The sequence below is a fragment of the Bradyrhizobium sp. CIAT3101 genome (assembly GCF_029714945.1).
Classification (GTDB): domain Bacteria; phylum Pseudomonadota; class Alphaproteobacteria; order Rhizobiales; family Xanthobacteraceae; genus Bradyrhizobium.
The window spans coordinates 5,805,520-5,821,227 of the sequence record NZ_CP121634.1; the positions used below are offsets into that span (position 1 = coordinate 5,805,520).

Annotated in this window: 12 protein-coding genes; 8 read left to right on the forward strand and 4 right to left on the reverse strand. The window is 61.2% G+C overall.

All coding sequences use genetic code 11. From position 1 onward, the window contains the following. Positions 1 to 360 precede the first annotated feature (360 nt). The gene (glmS, locus tag QA645_RS27550; RefSeq protein ID WP_254193027.1) at positions 361 to 2,187 is read right to left on the reverse strand and encodes a glutamine--fructose-6-phosphate transaminase (isomerizing); all 1,827 of its coding nucleotides are present in this window, start codon (positions 2,185 to 2,187) and stop codon (positions 361 to 363) included. A 517-nt stretch (positions 2,188 to 2,704) separates the two neighbouring features. Between glmS and QA645_RS27555 the strand changes: the two genes are divergently transcribed. Continuing rightward, the gene (locus tag QA645_RS27555) at positions 2,705 to 2,941 is read left to right on the forward strand and encodes a hypothetical protein (RefSeq protein ID WP_254130540.1); all 237 of its coding nucleotides are present in this window, start codon (positions 2,705 to 2,707) and stop codon (positions 2,939 to 2,941) included. Between the two features lie 106 nt (positions 2,942 to 3,047). Here the strand turns inward: QA645_RS27555 and QA645_RS27560 are convergent, their stop codons facing one another. Then, entirely contained in the window at positions 3,048 to 3,707 is a 660-nt protein-coding gene (locus tag QA645_RS27560; protein ID WP_256568274.1) for a response regulator transcription factor, read from the reverse strand. Between the two features lie 679 nt (positions 3,708 to 4,386). Here QA645_RS27560 and QA645_RS27565 point away from each other — a divergent pair. From QA645_RS27565 to QA645_RS27595, 7 genes are all read left to right on the forward strand, one after another. After that, a complete protein-coding gene (locus tag QA645_RS27565; protein WP_283044642.1) occupies positions 4,387 to 5,253 on the forward strand; it encodes a response regulator transcription factor in 867 nt (288 codons plus the stop codon). 445 nt (positions 5,254 to 5,698) lie between these two features. Next, positions 5,699 to 6,418 carry a sugar phosphate nucleotidyltransferase gene (locus QA645_RS27570; protein WP_254130537.1) on the forward strand — a complete coding sequence of 240 codons (720 nt, stop codon included), beginning with the start codon at positions 5,699 to 5,701 and terminating at the stop codon, positions 6,416 to 6,418. Between the two features lie 72 nt (positions 6,419 to 6,490). Continuing rightward, entirely contained in the window at positions 6,491 to 7,627 is a 1,137-nt protein-coding gene (locus tag QA645_RS27575; RefSeq protein ID WP_254130536.1) for a DegT/DnrJ/EryC1/StrS aminotransferase family protein, read from the forward strand. Next, positions 7,624 to 8,310 carry a sugar transferase gene (locus QA645_RS27580; RefSeq protein ID WP_254130535.1) on the forward strand — a complete coding sequence of 229 codons (687 nt, stop codon included), beginning with the start codon at positions 7,624 to 7,626 and terminating at the stop codon, positions 8,308 to 8,310. The genes QA645_RS27575 and QA645_RS27580 overlap by 4 nt, the downstream gene beginning before the upstream one ends. 23 nt (positions 8,311 to 8,333) lie before the next feature. Beyond that, positions 8,334 to 9,341 carry a GDP-mannose 4,6-dehydratase gene (locus tag QA645_RS27585; protein ID WP_283044643.1) on the forward strand — a complete coding sequence of 336 codons (1,008 nt, stop codon included), beginning with the start codon at positions 8,334 to 8,336 and terminating at the stop codon, positions 9,339 to 9,341. Between the two features lie 139 nt (positions 9,342 to 9,480). Then, entirely contained in the window at positions 9,481 to 10,740 is a 1,260-nt protein-coding gene (locus QA645_RS27590; RefSeq protein WP_283044644.1) for a polysaccharide biosynthesis/export family protein, read from the forward strand. A 247-nt stretch (positions 10,741 to 10,987) separates the two neighbouring features. Further along, positions 10,988 to 11,644 carry a helix-turn-helix transcriptional regulator gene (locus tag QA645_RS27595; RefSeq protein ID WP_254130532.1) on the forward strand — a complete coding sequence of 219 codons (657 nt, stop codon included), beginning with the start codon at positions 10,988 to 10,990 and terminating at the stop codon, positions 11,642 to 11,644. Between the two features lie 117 nt (positions 11,645 to 11,761). On the opposite strand, the gene QA645_RS27600 is transcribed toward QA645_RS27595, so the two are convergent. Next, positions 11,762 to 13,186 carry an HlyD family type I secretion periplasmic adaptor subunit gene (locus QA645_RS27600; RefSeq protein WP_283044645.1) on the reverse strand — a complete coding sequence of 475 codons (1,425 nt, stop codon included), beginning with the start codon at positions 13,184 to 13,186 and terminating at the stop codon, positions 11,762 to 11,764. After that, the gene (locus tag QA645_RS27605) at positions 13,173 to 15,329 is read right to left on the reverse strand and encodes a type I secretion system permease/ATPase (RefSeq protein WP_283044646.1); all 2,157 of its coding nucleotides are present in this window, start codon (positions 15,327 to 15,329) and stop codon (positions 13,173 to 13,175) included. Before QA645_RS27605 ends, QA645_RS27600 begins: the two co-directional genes overlap by 14 nt. Positions 15,330 to 15,708 lie beyond the last annotated feature (379 nt).

A 15,708-nucleotide genomic window follows, 5' to 3' on the forward strand; every position in this document is an offset into this window, starting at 1 on the left:
CATGTCTGAACATTCGCGCTGCCGCGGAACATTCAGCCGGACCGCGGCAGCACTCTCTGAAAATCTCAAGTCAAAATTTGGCGGGGCTTTGCAATCCAATTTCCCTCTCCGGATGCGCAAATGCGCATGCCGGACCCACAGATAGATGACTTCCGTCCGCCTTCGGCGCTAATGATGCCGCGGGCAGTTGCTTGATACAGCCCGGCGTGTCGTTGAGAATTTTTGTAGCAGGACGATCGACTATTCTGTCGACCCAAAGGGAGTACTCCTCCCTTCGGGTTCGAATGTCGGCCGCTTTTTCGTTGTGTTATCAGTAGCGCCAACGAGCGCGAGACACTGTGACGCAAGGGGCATTCGCCTCTATTCGACCGTCACAGATTTCGCGAGATTGCGTGGCTGGTCCACATCGGTGCCCATGATCACGGCCGTATGATAGGCGAGCAACTGGATTGGAACGGCGTAGACGATCGGCGCGAAGGTCGGCACCATGTCCGGCAGCAATATCGTGGCTTCGGGCTCGACGGCCGCCTCCGCCGCTCCCCTCGCATCCGTCATCAGAATGATCCTGCCACCGCGCGCGGCGACCTCCTGCATGTTCGACACGGTCTTTTCGAACACAGTGTCGAAGGGCGCGATGACCACGACAGGCATGTTCTCATCTATCAGGGCAATCGGACCGTGCTTCAGTTCGCCTGCGGCATAGCCTTCGGCGTGGATGTAGGAGATCTCCTTCAGCTTCAGCGCACCTTCGAGCGCCAGCGGATAGCTGGTGCCGCGGCCCAGATAAAGCACGTCCCGCGTTTTCGCGATGGTGCGAGCCAGCTTCTCGATCTGCGGTTCGCTGGCAATAGCTGCCGCCATCAATCGCGGCACTTCGATCAGCTCTCTGACCAGCCCCCTCTCCTCGCTCGCTGAGATCTCGCCGCGCGCCGCTCCGGCTGCGACCGCGAAGGCCGCGAGCGCCGTCAGTTGACACGTGAAGGCCTTGGTGGAGGCAACGCCGATTTCCGGACCAGCCAATGTCGGCAGCACGATTTCGCTCTCGCGCGCGATGGTGGACGTTGGAACGTTCACGACCGAGACGGTGTGCGCCCCTTTCTCCTTGGCGTGGCGAAGTGCTGCCAGCGTGTCGGCGGTTTCGCCCGATTGCGAGATGAAGATCGCGAGATCGCCCTTGCGCAGCGGCGCTTCGCGATAGCGGAATTCGGAGGCAATATCGACATCGACCGGGATACGCGCCAGCTGTTCGATCCAGTATTTCGCAATGGCGCCAGCATAGCTTGCGGTGCCGCAGGCCGTGATCGTCGCGCGCCTCACGTCGCTGAAATGGAACGGCAGCTTGATCGGCAACGCCGCCCGCTCGGCGCCCATATCGACATAATGCGCGAGCGTGCGGCCGACCACGTCCGGCTGCTCGCAAATCTCCTTGGCCATGAAATGGCGATAGTTGGCCTTGTCGGCGACAAACGACGCCCCACCCGTTTTCAGCACCTCGCGGGCAACGATCGCGCCGTTCGCGTCCCGGATCACCCCTTTCTCGCGCGACAGCACTACGCAATCGCCGTCCTCGAGATAGCTGATGCCGTCGGCAAAGGGAGCGAGCGCAATCGCATCGGAACCGAGATAGGTCTCGCCCTTGCCGTACCCCACCGCCAGGGGCGAACCCCTGCGTGCTCCGATCAGAAGATCGCGATATCCGTTGAAAAGGAACACCAACGCGAAGGCGCCGCGCAACTGCGGCAACGACGCCCATACGGCTTCCTGAGGCGAATAGCCCATCAGCAGGTACGAATGAACGAGATGTACGACGACTTCCGTGTCCGTATCGCTCGCGAAGGTGGCGCCCTTCTCTTCCAGCGCCTGGCGCAGCTTCCGGAAATTCTCGATGATGCCATTGTGCACCACAGCAACACGCTCGGTCGCATGCGGATGGGCGTTGTGCTCGGTCGGCTTGCCGTGCGTGGCCCAGCGCGTGTGACCGATTCCGGCATCACCGCCCAGTGGCTCGGCCAGCAGTCGCGCCTCGAGGTTTCTGAGCTTGCCTTCGGCTCGGCGGCGTTCGAGACGACCGTCATCGAGAGTTGCCACGCCCGTCGAGTCATACCCCCGATATTCGAGCCGCCTCAGTGAATCGACCAATCGCTCCGAGACCGCAGTTCGCCCTAGAATGCCGATGATTCCGCACACGGTCAGATCTCCCAGCTCGCCGACAATCGAGACAACGCACGCGCAGGTGATCACGCCCAATACACTGCTATTGCACAAATGAGGTTGTCGAATCGGGGGAGCGCTCGCAGCAACCGCGGGTTACTCCGTCGGAGCTGCGCTTCCCGACGCAGCACCGAACGATTCAATCATTGTCGGTCGAACAGCATGCGCGAACACACGAGGATGGATCGAATTGGCCGGACGACCTACCGGCGCAGTGCTGTCGATGCGAGGGGATCGCGGCCCCGGCGGGGGGCTAATAAGCAGGGGAGCCGGGGCCGCTGAACACGCCGCAGTGGGCAGTCACGGCGCCACTCGACCTTAGTCCGCAGGAAGCAGCTGTCCATGTCAACCAAGAGAATCCAGAGCGACCTTGGGGTACCCAACAATGATCATGGACGTGTAACGGCACCTTGTCGTAGGTCCATTCCGGGACACCACTGCTACGTCAGGTCTGGTTCGACCCCTGGGATGCAACCGTTTTACGGGAGCGCCAATGCCTCGCTATTTCTTTCATGTCCACGATGGTGGCTCAGTGCCCGACGACCTCGGCGTGAACTTGCCGGATATCGACGCCGCGAGGTCGGCGGCCATTGAGTTGAGCTGCGAGATTCTCAGCAGCGAGGTCATTGGGCCATTCCAGGAGCACCCATCCTGGCGGATCGAGGTGAGCAACAGCCCGGAGCTGACCAGCCTGCCCTTGTTCACACTTCACTTCTCGGTCACGGAATAGCCGGCGGCAGCCACCCCGCCGGTTCGACAAGGCGCGCGCGATCAGGCCCAGTTGACCCGCACGCGCTGCGGAGTGATCGCCCGAGGGGGATTTTCAGTGATCTTGGTTACTCGGATTCCGTTGACTTGACCGGGGTGCCCCAGTCGCTCTGCGAAATGGCCAACGCCGCGAGTGCGGTCCTGTTGCTGATCTCGAGCTTCTGGAAGATATGGTGAAGATGGACCTTGATTGTACCGTCAGCGATGTTCAGGCGGCGCCCGATCTCCTTGTTTGACAGTCCTTCCGAAACCAGACGAATGATCTGGCGCTCTCGATCCGTCAGCACGGTCAGCGCATTCTCCGAATTCGACGCCTGAGCCGCCGGCGCAATCTGATCTGTCGAAGATGGCGGCACGATTCTTACGCCGTTCGCGATTTGCCGCAAAGACTGCACCAGCGCGTCCGCCGAGGCCTCTTTCAGAATGACGCTGCAACCATCGAACGCATCGCTCAAGACGAGATCGCGATCTTCGGCAGGGACATAAAGCACCAGGCGTGTGCGGCTGCCTGCAGCCGCGCCAAAGGAATTCTTCAACGCGACCAGTTCGGGAATTGTTGGATCGAGAAGCGCGATATCGGGAGCCAAGGTTCGAATGGCCTCGATGCAGCTCGCGGCATCGCTGCAGGTCGCAACAATATCGAAGCCGCTTTCCGCACCAAGCACGGCGCTAAGACCTCGCAACAGCAGCGGATGCCGATCTGCGACCACTACGCTCGTACGACTCATTGGGCGCTCCTTAATCAGTCGCTCCCCTTCATCAACACCTCGCGCCAGGCGCTGCCATTCATCTTGATGTTGATGGGATTATCTCATCTGCAACAACTCAAGAAATCGCGACCCGGCAATGCAATACGCTTAAATCAATCAACCCATGAATGAACGCGCGCGGACTCTACAATCCATGATTCGCACGCGATAGCTTACGACAGACTTACGATCGCCGCGCCGAATTGCTGCCCGGAAGATTGCGGTGACCGATCGCCGCACTGCGAGTTGACGACGAACACGCGCTCCAGCAATCATCAAAAGCGCCGGCATTCGGCTACCTCTGATAGACTAGTTCGCCTCCTTCAATCATACAACCATAAGGAGCCATATCGGCCGGTGCACGCCTTCGGAAAACTGGCAATGTGCAGGGACATATCCTCCCCGCAACACCCTCAGATTGCGTGAATCAAGCCCTGCGACGCCCGTAGTTTCCCCGGCCGCACCTATAACTAAGGATATATATTGTAATCGGTAATTCGCATCTAACCTTCACAAAAGTTTAACAAATTTGGAGGGCCCCAAACTACCGGCGATATCGAAGGCTGAATAGCGCGCGAATGCGGTAAGCCGAACGGATCAAGAAAAGCGATTTAACTGATCGACCAGCCGGCCTGTTGGAGGGTGGCTGGGGAGGCTGGTGCACATCATTTCAATTTCTCATTGCAGTCGTATCATTGCGTATGTCGCGGAGGGTAAAATGCGGAGGCGGCAATCTTGTGAAATCGTTCTTATTGGAAGGAATATTCTGGTTAGAGAGGGAATTTCGCGGATCTTACATGCAGCGAATTTCCGGATCCTGCTATCAGTTTTGAGTGCGGATGAATTACCAAACGCACTCCAGACACAGCAACTGCTGTTTCTCATCATCCACAACGGCGACAGTTTCGATGTCGCACTGGATCAGATACGTTGCGTCAAAGGTCGCTGCCCTGGCGCCCGGATAGCCATCGTATCCGATCACTATCGCCAGGACGAACTTGTCGTGGCGTATCGAGCCGGCGCCAGCGGTTATTTCGTCAATGTCAATTCTTGCGATGCATTCGTGAAGTCCATCGAGCTCGTGACTCTGGGCGAGACGGTCTTTCCACCGGCATTTCTTGAATTCGCCCTTGACGGCAATCATGAACGCGAAGCCGCGCCAATCAGCGATGAGGTGCACGACGTCGTGGCCTCAGCGCAGGCACCGCTTGCGCCGCACCTTTCTCCTCGCGAGAAGGCAATCCTGTCGTGTCTGATCGAGGGCAATTCCAACAAGTGCATCGCCCGAAAGATCGACATCGCAGAAGCAACCGTGAAAGTCCACGTCAAGGCGATCCTGCGCAAGATCCGGGTCCAGAACCGGACACAAGCGGCGATCTGGGGAATGAACAACGGGACTCTGGTGCACGCCGCAAATGGCCACACACTGCCCTCGATGATTTCCCAGCCCGCGAGCCTCATCGCCTTGCGAAGCGATCTGCGAACCCAAGTGAGCCGGGGCTCCGGCGCCGATGAACTCGGCTAACAAGGATTAGTCCGCGCTGTCACCTCGTCGCAAACAACGAGCGATAACGGACTAATCCCACGGCAGGCAACTCGTCGAACAGCTTGCGAAACGCCACATACGCCACAGCAGCCCCGCTGCTGTGGCGTATGTCTGTCGGCACTCATTTCAGCTTATTTTAAGCACTTATCGATGATTTTCGCTTGATTTACGCGAGCAGCGCGGGCCTGCGCGACTGCGCATCATTCACCTTCGCATCTGCTGCGGCATTCAACATCCGAGTGCGATTGAGCTGAACCTGATCAGCCCACCCCAATCGTCTCATGCAAACGTACGAAGACGAGCCAAAACATTGCGCGTACGTTTCTACAACGCTCGAGCCCCGACCAGCGTGCTGAGATCGGACTTCGCGGGCGAAAGTGATGATAGTTGATCTATTGCAAGCTCTAGCCATACGGAGGCTTCGATGAAAGCGGTTATTCAATGCGGCGGCAAAGGAACGCGCTTGCGGCCCCACACATCAATTTTGCCAAAACCACTTATGCCGATCGGCGCGCGTCCCGTCCTCGAGCTCGTCCTCAAATGGCTGAGGCGGAACGGAATCAGGGAAGTCTACGTCACCACCGGATATCTCGGCCATCTCATCCGCAGCGTCTGCGGGGACGGCGAGCAGTGGAATATGCGCATCAACTACACGCAGGAAATGGAGCCGCTCGGAACCATTGGCCCGCTGTCGCTGCTGCGTGACAAGCTCGACGAGCCGTTCCTGGTTCTCAACGGCGACGTGCTGACGGATCTGAATCTCAATCAGTTCGTGAGCAGCCATCGTCGCCGCAACTCGAAGCTCACGATCGCCACCGCAATTCGCCCGACCAAGATGGACTTCGGCGTGATCGACGAGGTGGAAGAACGAGTGACCGGCTTCCGTGAAAAGCCCGAACTCACGCATCTCGTCAGCATGGGCATCTACTGCATCGATCCGTGCGTGCTCGAACGGATTCCGTCCGGCGTTCCCTTCGGCTTCGACGATCTGATGTTCCAGATGCTCAACGAGGAAGTACCGGTGAACGTGTTCAAGCATAGCGGCCTCTGGCTCGACATCGGCCGCGTCGAGGACTTCCTGAAGGCTCAGGACGTCGCTTGGGACGAACAGTCACCGGTGTTCGCCAGCTCCGTCGCCGCCTGATGCGACCTCTCGCGGTGACCGCAAGGATCGCGTTCACCGCGTCAACTCACTCATCAGATTGGAGACGAACACATGCTTTTGGTATCTGAGCCGGTCCTGGGGGACGAAGAAAAAGCAGCTCTCACCGCCGTCATTGAAAGCGGCTGGGTCACCATGGGGGACCGGGTTCGCGAGTTCGAGCAGGCCTTCGCCCGCTTGCACGAGGCCGAGGACTCCGTCGCTGTCGGCTCCTGTACGGCGGCTCTCCACCTCATCCTGCATGCCCTCGGCATTGGCCCGGGAGACGAGGTCCTCGTTCCGTCCCTGACCTTCGTCGCGACCGCCAACAGCGTTCTCTATGTCGGCGCCCGACCGGTCTTCGTCGATATCGGATCTGCGGACGTTCCGTTGATGTCACTGGACGACGCGGAAGCGAAGTGCACGTCGAGGACCAAGGCCATCGTCCTGGTGCATTTTGCCGGCTACCTGGCCCACCGCGACGCCTGGCAATCCTTTGCCCGCCGAAAGGGCCTGCTCCTGATCGAAGACGCAGCTCATGCGCCCGGGTTGCCCGAGGTCGGCAGCTATGGCGAAGCCGCTGCATTCAGTTTCTACGGCAACAAGAACATGACCACCGCCGAGGGCGGCGCGATCATCGCGCGCAGCCGCACCTTGCGCGAGACCATCCGGCAGGCCCGCGCTCACGGGATGACGAGTGGCGCGCGGCAACGGCTCACCAGCCGCCGTCCGGACTACGACGTGACGATCCTCGGCTTCAACTACCGGATGGATGAACTGCGCGCCGCGCTCGGTCTCGTGCAGCTGAAGAAGCTGCCGGAATGGAACGATTGCAGACGGCGGCTGTCGGCCACCTATCGCGAGCTCATCGCGGAGCACTGCCCGTCGGTGGTGGTGCCATTCGAGGCCCCCTGGCCGTCGACCCACCACTTGCTACCGATCGTGCTGCCGCCGGCCACGAGCCGCCAGCGCATCATCGATCGCCTTCGCAAGCGCGGCGTCCAGACCACGGTTCACTATCCGCCCGTCCATCGCCTGACGTTCTACAGGGATCTCTACCCGGAGCTGGCCCTCCCGCGCACCGAGGATTTCGCGCGCCGCGAGCTGACGCTGCCTCTGCATCCCCGAATGTCGACATTGGACGTCGACAAGGTCGTGAATGCGCTGGCGGCCGCACTCGCCGCCGACTACCCGATGGGAGCGGTCGCATGACGGTGCCCGAGACGGCGAGCCGCTACGCGGCTCAGTCTCGCTCCTCCCATCTGGATGTTCGGCGCGCGATCGACGTGCTCACCGTCGGCCTCGCGATGACGCTACTTTCGCCTGTCTTCGTCATCGTCGCGCTTGTCATCTGGCTCGAGAGCGGCCGGCCGATCCTGTTTACGCAGCTACGCCTGGGACAGCGCGGCGAGCCATTTCGGATGTACAAATTCCGCAAGTTCGGGCCGAACTGCGGCACCGACGGCTCTCCTCTGACGCTGGCGGCCGACGAACGTATGACGACCGTCGGCCGGATCCTCGCCGCGACCAAGCTCGACGAGCTGCCGCAACTCTGGAACGTCCTGCGGGGCGATATGTCTCTCGTCGGACCCCGCCCGGAGTCGCTCAGCTTTTCGGACTGCTTTCGCGACGGCTTTGAAAAAGTGCTCGACCATAAACCAGGCGTCTTTGGCCCGTGTCAGGTCCTGTTCCGACACGAAAGTAGCTTGTATCCGACTGACGCGCCGGCGCCGGACTTTTATCGGGAGGTCCTGTTTCCGGCCAAGGCGAGGGTCGACCTTGCCTATTTTCCGCGCCGAACGCTCGCATCCGATTTCGGCTGGATCGCCCGCGCCGCGCAGGTCATCGCAGTGGAATGCTGGAATGCGTTGAGGCGGAAGCATCGATCAGAATGACAGAGTGAGAGAGGGCTACGGCGATGAGCTACAAAGGGGCGAAGATTCTCGTGACGGGAGCCGACGGCTTCATCGGCTCGCATCTGACGGAGGCGCTCGTTTCGGCAGGGGCCGCCGTGACCGCCTTGGCGCAATACAACTCTTTCGACAGCCATGGCTGGCTCGACGATCTCCCGCCGTCGACCCGACAGGCGGTCAATCTGGTGCGCGGGGACATTCGCGACGCGGCCTTCGTCGGACGCATCGTCCAGGGTCAGAATTACGTCTTCCATCTCGCGGCCCTGATCGCCATCCCTTACTCCTATGTTGCGCCGCAATCCTATGTGGAGACCAACGTCCTCGGAACGTTGAACGTTCTCGAAGCGGCCCGCCAACATGGCACTGAGCGGGTCGTCGTGACCTCGACGAGCGAGGTCTACGGCACGGCGCTCACAATGCCGATCGACGAGTCCCATCCGCTCCAGGGGCAATCGCCCTACTCTGCTTCAAAGATCGGCGCGGATATGATGGCGGAGGCCTTCGCGCGCTCGTTTGGCCTTCCCGTCGTGATCCTCCGGCCGTTCAACACGTTCGGACCTCGACAAAGCGAGCGCGCGATCATCGGCACGATCATCCGGCAGGTGCTCGATCCCGACTGCCGCGCGATCATGGTCGGCGATACCACGCCTGTACGTGATCTGACGTTTGTCACGGACACCGCCGCGGCATTCATGGCGGCCGGGCTCGTGGATGACCTCGAATTTGGCCACGCCTACAACGCCGGCAGTCAGCGCGCCATCTCCATCGGCCAGCTGATCGATGTCATTCTCGAGCTGACAGCCAGTCGCAAGCCGATCGAACACGACGCCAAGCGCTTGCGGCCGACGAACTCGGAGGTGCGCGCGCTCCTCGCCGACTCGACCCGGTTCGTGAAGGCGACCGGCTGGACGCCGAAGGTGACGCTGCGCGATGGCCTGGAACAAACCGTCAATTGGTGGCGAGCTCGCCTCTCCGCCAAGCAAGTCCGGCGGCAAGCGGATTTCATGACATGATGGGATCGGTCGACCACCGGCGTATTGCGAGGCATGTCGTTCGCGGGACTGGGACGTCATCGCGAGCGCCAGCGGCTCGCTTCGCCGGGAATGACAGCCGCGCCGTACCAGGCGTGGCCAGATAATGCAGGAGATCGCCATGGATCGCACCAGGCCCCGGAAGACGTTCAGCCTCATCTCACTTGCCTGCGCGACGGCGATGGCTCTGTTGGTCAGCAATGCCTGCTTCGCTGCGCCGTATCGCCTCGCGGCAGGCGATACCGTGGAGGTATCGATCGGCGGTGCGTCCGAGCAACGCCACAGGGCGCAGATCCAGATCGACGGCACAATCGCCATCCCCGGAATCGGCACTGTCGAGGTCGCCGGCATGACCACCGCCGAGTTGCAGAGCCGGATGGAGACACTGCTGCAATCCAGGGTCCTGCGGCAACGTTTGCCCGACGGACGTGAGCAAGCGATCGTCGTCGTGCCCGGAGACGTCACCGCGAGTGTGGTGGAGTATCGACCGATCTACGTGACCGGCGACGTTCTCACGCCGGGACAATTGGCGTACAGGTCATCGATGACCGTGCGTCAGGCTGTCGCCGTTTCCGGCGGCTATAGCCTGCTGCGCTCCCGGAACCAGCCGGGCACCAATGATCCGGCTGACCTCCTGCGCGACTACCAGTCTTTCTCCACCGAGTACGTGAAGGAGTATTTCCACGTCCTTCGCATCGATGCCGAACTGGCAAACAAGGACACGTTCGACCAGACCATACCTCAGGAAATATCCTTGCCGGCATCTGCCATCGCTCCGATTGTGCAAGCCGAGGCAGAGTCGCTGAAAACCGCGCAGACCGACTACCGCAAGGAGCGCCGATTTCTGGAGGATGCGGTCAAGCAAGCGGACGGACAATTCGCCGCTCTCAGCAAGCAACAGGAGGGAGAAGAGAAAGGCGTGCAAGCCGATGAGGAAGAGCTCGATCGCGTGGTCAAGCTGTTCGGTTCCGGCTCGCTACCGAGCCCGCGCGTGACCGAAAGTCGTCGCGCCCTTTTGCTGTCCTCGACCCGACGGCTGCAAACCACGGTGGAGCTCATGCGCCTTCAGCGCCAGCGCGAGGACTCGGCCCGGCAGATCGACCGCGTGGCAAGCCTGCGTACCGTAACCCTGCTGCGTGAACTACGAGACTCAAATGCTCATATGACGGACCTGCGCATCAAAATGCGATCTCTGGGGCAAAAGTTGCAGCCGGTCAGCGGCAGCGCAGCACTGCCGGCGGGAGCAGGTGATCTGCGGCCCCAGGTTACCGTCGTCCGAAAGTCCGGCCCGCAATGGGAGAAGATCACGGCATCCGAAGACTTCGACCTCGAGCCGGGTGACGTGATCGAAATCACGCTGCGGCAGCAGGGCGGCTCCTGAGATCACTGGCCTGAGCGGCGGCATACCGAGCTCCGGAGCTGCTGCTCCCATCGACCATGACATGAGCCCTCGATCGACGGACCCGGAACGCCGGGCCGGCGTCGCCTGCCTTCGTCAAAAAGTGCAACCGGATTACCCCCAAAGCTGACCTCCTACCACCGATTGAACGTTTACAACACGTACGGCAATTGGAGAATGATCGTCGGACGCTCATTCATTTGGTTGAGGCAAGAGGGAACGGGGCATCATGCTGAACTTGAACCAGAGCAGCTCGGTTGCATCGCGTTACCAATCCAAGGAGACCATTTTCAACATCTCCAACCGTGTTCCGCCCACTCTGCCCGAGGACAGTCCGTCCGATATGCGCGACGAGTTGCATGCGGCTCTAGGCCGTGTCGGCTGCGCGCACGTTGTGCTGAAGCAGGGCCATGTGGTCGAGGTCAGCCCGACCGGACGCGCCATATTGGAGCGCTACAGTGAGTTCGCGGCGGGTACGAAATCGCTGTACGGCGTTGTAAGGGAGATCGCAAAGCGGGCGAGCGTCGAACTTCCTGCGGGTTCGATGTCGTGGCTGGCGACGTCCTTCAACGAAGGCATAACGAGCCTCGTGAACCAGATGACGAATGTCTGGCCGGACGAAACGTACACCGTCATCCTGCTCGATCTCGATGCCCGTCCGGAGCCGTCACCCCGCACGCTGCAACGACTGTTCAACCTGACGGCCGCGGAAACCCAACTCGCGATCGAATTGGCGCGCGGTGGCAATCTGCTGGATATTTCCCGCACCCAGCGGCTGAGCCGGGCGACGATCCGCTCGCATCTCGCATCCCTCTTCGTCAAGACGCAGACACGACGGCAGGTGGAGCTCGTCTCCCTCTTGGGGCGGATCGCGCTGTTCCCGTAATGCAGCCAGGCGCCAGCGTCACGGGGCCCTGAGCCGCGTGCCTGGACGCCGATGGAGCCCGCCAAGATCAAGCTTGCAAGATCAAGCTCCCGCCCGGATCCATCCGGCGGCCCGATCCTATCTCTCGCGCAGCATTTCCTGATTGTATCGCGTCAGCGGCGAAAGCAGATAGCTGATGATCCGTCGCGAACCGGTCTTGATTTCGACGGTCACCGCCATTCCAGGCGACAATTGGACGGTCCGCCCCTCGATCATCATCGTGGTCCGGTCGAGGCTGACCCGGGCCGCGTAGATCAGCTCCTGCCCTTTCGGCTCGCTGGACGCGGTCTCGGCGCCTCCGGGTTGATCCCTCGTCCCCTCCTCGCGGCGATCCCTCATGATGGCATCGCGTGAAATGCTGAGCACGCGCCCATCCAGCAGACCGTACCGGGTGAAATTGAAGGTATCGACCTTGATTGCAACGGTCTGCCCGGGGACGACAAAGCCGATATCGCGGTTGGATACCATTGCCTCGATCTCGAAATCCGGGTTCAGCGAAACGACGGCCGCCAGAGTTTGCGCCGGCGTGACCACTCCGCCGATCGTGTGTACCGCCAATTGCTGCACCACGCCGTCGACAGGCGCCGTCAGAACCTGCAGCTTGGCCTTTTGCTCGGCCTTGATGGCGTCCTGGGCGAGGCCCGCGGCCCGCTGTTCAACCTTGGACAGGTCATCATAGAGCGTCCGGCGGAACTCCGCTTCCGCCTTGGATCTGGCCTGCGCAAGACTTGCCGTCGCCGCCTCTACCTCGCGCAACCGGCTCTGCTGAACGAGAATGTCATGCTGCTGGCCGACCAGGTCCTGAGCCTCGGTGAGATAGGTGATCTTCGACCCGATTGCCTTGTCGTAAAGGTATTTGCGGACGTTCACGCGCTCCTCGAGCAGCGGGATCGTTGCATCGAGCTTCGATATCGTCGCCGCAATGGTCTCGCTCTCCGCCTTCTTCTGCGCCAACTGCCTGTCGAGTTCCGACAGCTTGGTCGCCTGCTCTGCCATCTGACTGGCGAGGAATTGACGATGGAGTTCGATCGCCTGCGGGCTGGCCCCGACCGGGGGGACGAAGGCGGCGATCGGGTCGCCCGGCGCCAGCGCCGCCCGCAACCTCGCGATATCCAACTGGGCAGCGATCAGATCGGCCTTCACATGGTCAAGCTCAGCCCCACTGATGGTCGGATCGAGCTCGATCAGCACGTCGCCGGCCCGTACCGTCGCGCCGTCCCGCACATGAATTGCCCGCACAACCCCTGTTTCGGCGGGCTGGATCACCTTGGTCCGACCATTAACCACGATCTTGCCCGGCGCGGTTGCAACCACGTCGACCCTGCAGAGCGTGGCCCAGGCCAGAGCTGAGCAGAACAGCAGGATGATGGTCAATCCGATGGCACGGCCGACCGGCGACGGCGGCTTCTCCATGACTTCCAGCGCGGCGGGGAGAAAGGCGGCCTCGTCCGCGCGGCGCCGGCGGTTATCGGGAAACCGGATAATGCGTCTAGCGGCCGTCATGGGTGCCTGCCTGTAGCAAATGCAGGTTCGCATAGCGCCCGTTCGAGCGGATCAGTTCGTCGTGGGTGCCGTCCTCCACGATCCGCCCGTGATCGATCGTGATGATGCGATTTGCGCGCCGCACCGTGGAAAGCCGGTGAGCGATGATGAAAACGGTACGCCCTTCACAAATACGCCGCATGTTGTCCTGGATGATGCGCTCGCTTTCGTAGTCGAGCGCGCTGGTGGCCTCGTCGAAAATCAAAACGCGGGGATCATTGACGAGGGCGCGGGCGATCGCGATGCGCTGCCGCTGGCCGCCCGAAAGGCTGCACCCGCGCTCGCCGACCATCGTATCGTAGCCTTCGGGTAGCTCGAGTATGAACTCGTGTGCGCCGGCAAGCGTGGCCGCATCGACGATCCGCTGCATCGGCATGCCGGGATCGGCGAGCGCGATGTTCTCGGCCACGGTCCGGTTGAAAAGCACGTCCTCTTGCAGGACAACGCCCACCTGCCGCCGCAGCCAGGCGGCATCCGTCATGGCCAGATCGACGCCATCGACCAGAACCCGGCCGCTTTCCGGCACGTATAGTCGCTCGATGAGCTTGGTCAGGGTGCTCTTGCCCGAGCCGGACGGACCCACAATACCAACCACCTGCCCGGCCGGAACATGGAAGCTGACGTTGCGCAACGTCTCGGGTCCGTCGACGCGATAGCGAAATCCGACGTGATCGAACGTAACGGCGCCTTGAATCGGCGGAAGCACGGCGCGCCCCACGCTGATGGTCGGCTCCGGCCGCGTATTGAGGATGTCGCCTAGCCGCTCGATGGACAGGCGAACCTGGTGGAAATCCTGCCAGATCTGGGCAATGCGCAATACCGGCATGTTCACGCGGTTGGCCAGCATGTTGAAGGCCACCAGTTCACCGACGGTCAGGCCGCCTTCGATCACCAGTTTCGCGCCGAAAAACAGCACCGCAACCGTGACCAGGTGACTGACCAATTGCACCGCCTGGCTTGCGATATTGCCGAGGCTCACGACCCGGAAGCTCGCGGACACATAACCGGCAAGCTGCTCTTCCCAGCGCCGGTTCATCTGGGGCTCGACGGCCAGGGCCTTCAACGTTTGCACGCCCGTTATGCTCTCGACCAGAAAAGCCTGGTTTTCTGCTCCGCGCCGAAACTTCTCATCCAGGCGCTGCCGGAACAGGGGTGTCGCAATCGCCGAAATGCCCAGGTAGAACGGGAACGCCGCCAGCACGATCAGCGTCAGCATCGGCGAGTAGACAAACATGACCGCGATGAAGACTGCGGTGAACATGAAGTCGATGATGAAGGTCAGCGCCGAGCTCGTCAGGAAGTTGCGGATATTTTCCAGCTCCTGAACGCGGGCAACCGAGTCACCGACGCGCCGCGCCTGAAAATACATCAGCGGTAACGAGACCAGATGGTGATAGAGCCGCGCACCGAGCTCGACGTCGATGCGGTTGGTCGTGTGAGAAAAGAGGTAAGTGCGCAAGCTGCCCAGAACGGCTTCGAACACCGCGATCGCAGCCAGTCCGATCACGAGGACTTCCAGCGTGCTGATGCCGCGATGCACCAGGACCTTGTCGATCACCACTTGAAAGAACAGCGGACTGATGAGCGCGAATACCTGGAGGAAGAAGGATGCGACCAGTACCTCTCCCAGGAGGGAGCGATATTTCTGGATCGCGCCGAGAAACCAGGTGAAGTCGAACCGGCGCGAGAGATCCGAAAGCGACGCCCGGCGCGCCATCAGGACCAGGCGGCCGTCCCAGATCGCCTCGAATTCGGCTTGCTTGAGCTTGAGCGGACGGGGGTCCGAGGGACGCTGAACCAAAACCTCGTCCCCGTCCGCCTTGCCCACCAGGAGGAAGCCACCATCGTTGAGCACCGCGATACCCGGCAAGGCGATGCGGGGAAGACGCGCCCAGCGGGTTCTCATCGTGCGCGCCTTCAGGCCGAAAGCCTTGGCGCACCGCAACATTTCGGTCACCCCGATCTGGCGCGTGCCTAATCGGTGGCAGAGTTGCCGCTCGTCGGCTGCAATACCGTGCAGCCGGAGCAACAGGACGAGCGAGAAAATCCCTGATTCACCTGGAGACACCATATTTCGACCATCCCACATCTGGTCCGCCAGCATCGCGCGATCGATTGCACCAGGTCCGCTCTGAATGCCGACTGTCCACTGCTGCAGGGGCCCTTCGGGTACGACATTAACCTCACTCACGGATCATCCGTACGGCTAATGCGCGGTACACTCGCTGCTTCCCTACACCCAAATAGGTAGTCCCGAAGTACGCATCGATGTTTGTCTCCCGAGAGGCCCGTGCTGTCGTCGCGGCAGGAGACGCGTGCGGCAGGACAATTTGTCCCGGTCTGCCGCCCGCTCCGAGGTACTCCAAAGGAGCTAGAAGCCAGCCGTTGCGGTTCTTCTCGCTCGGCGTTGCGCAATCGAAGGACCCTCGCCGTGCGGTCCAGCTTCCGTTCAGGCAGCCATCGTACACCGACGATCCAATTCC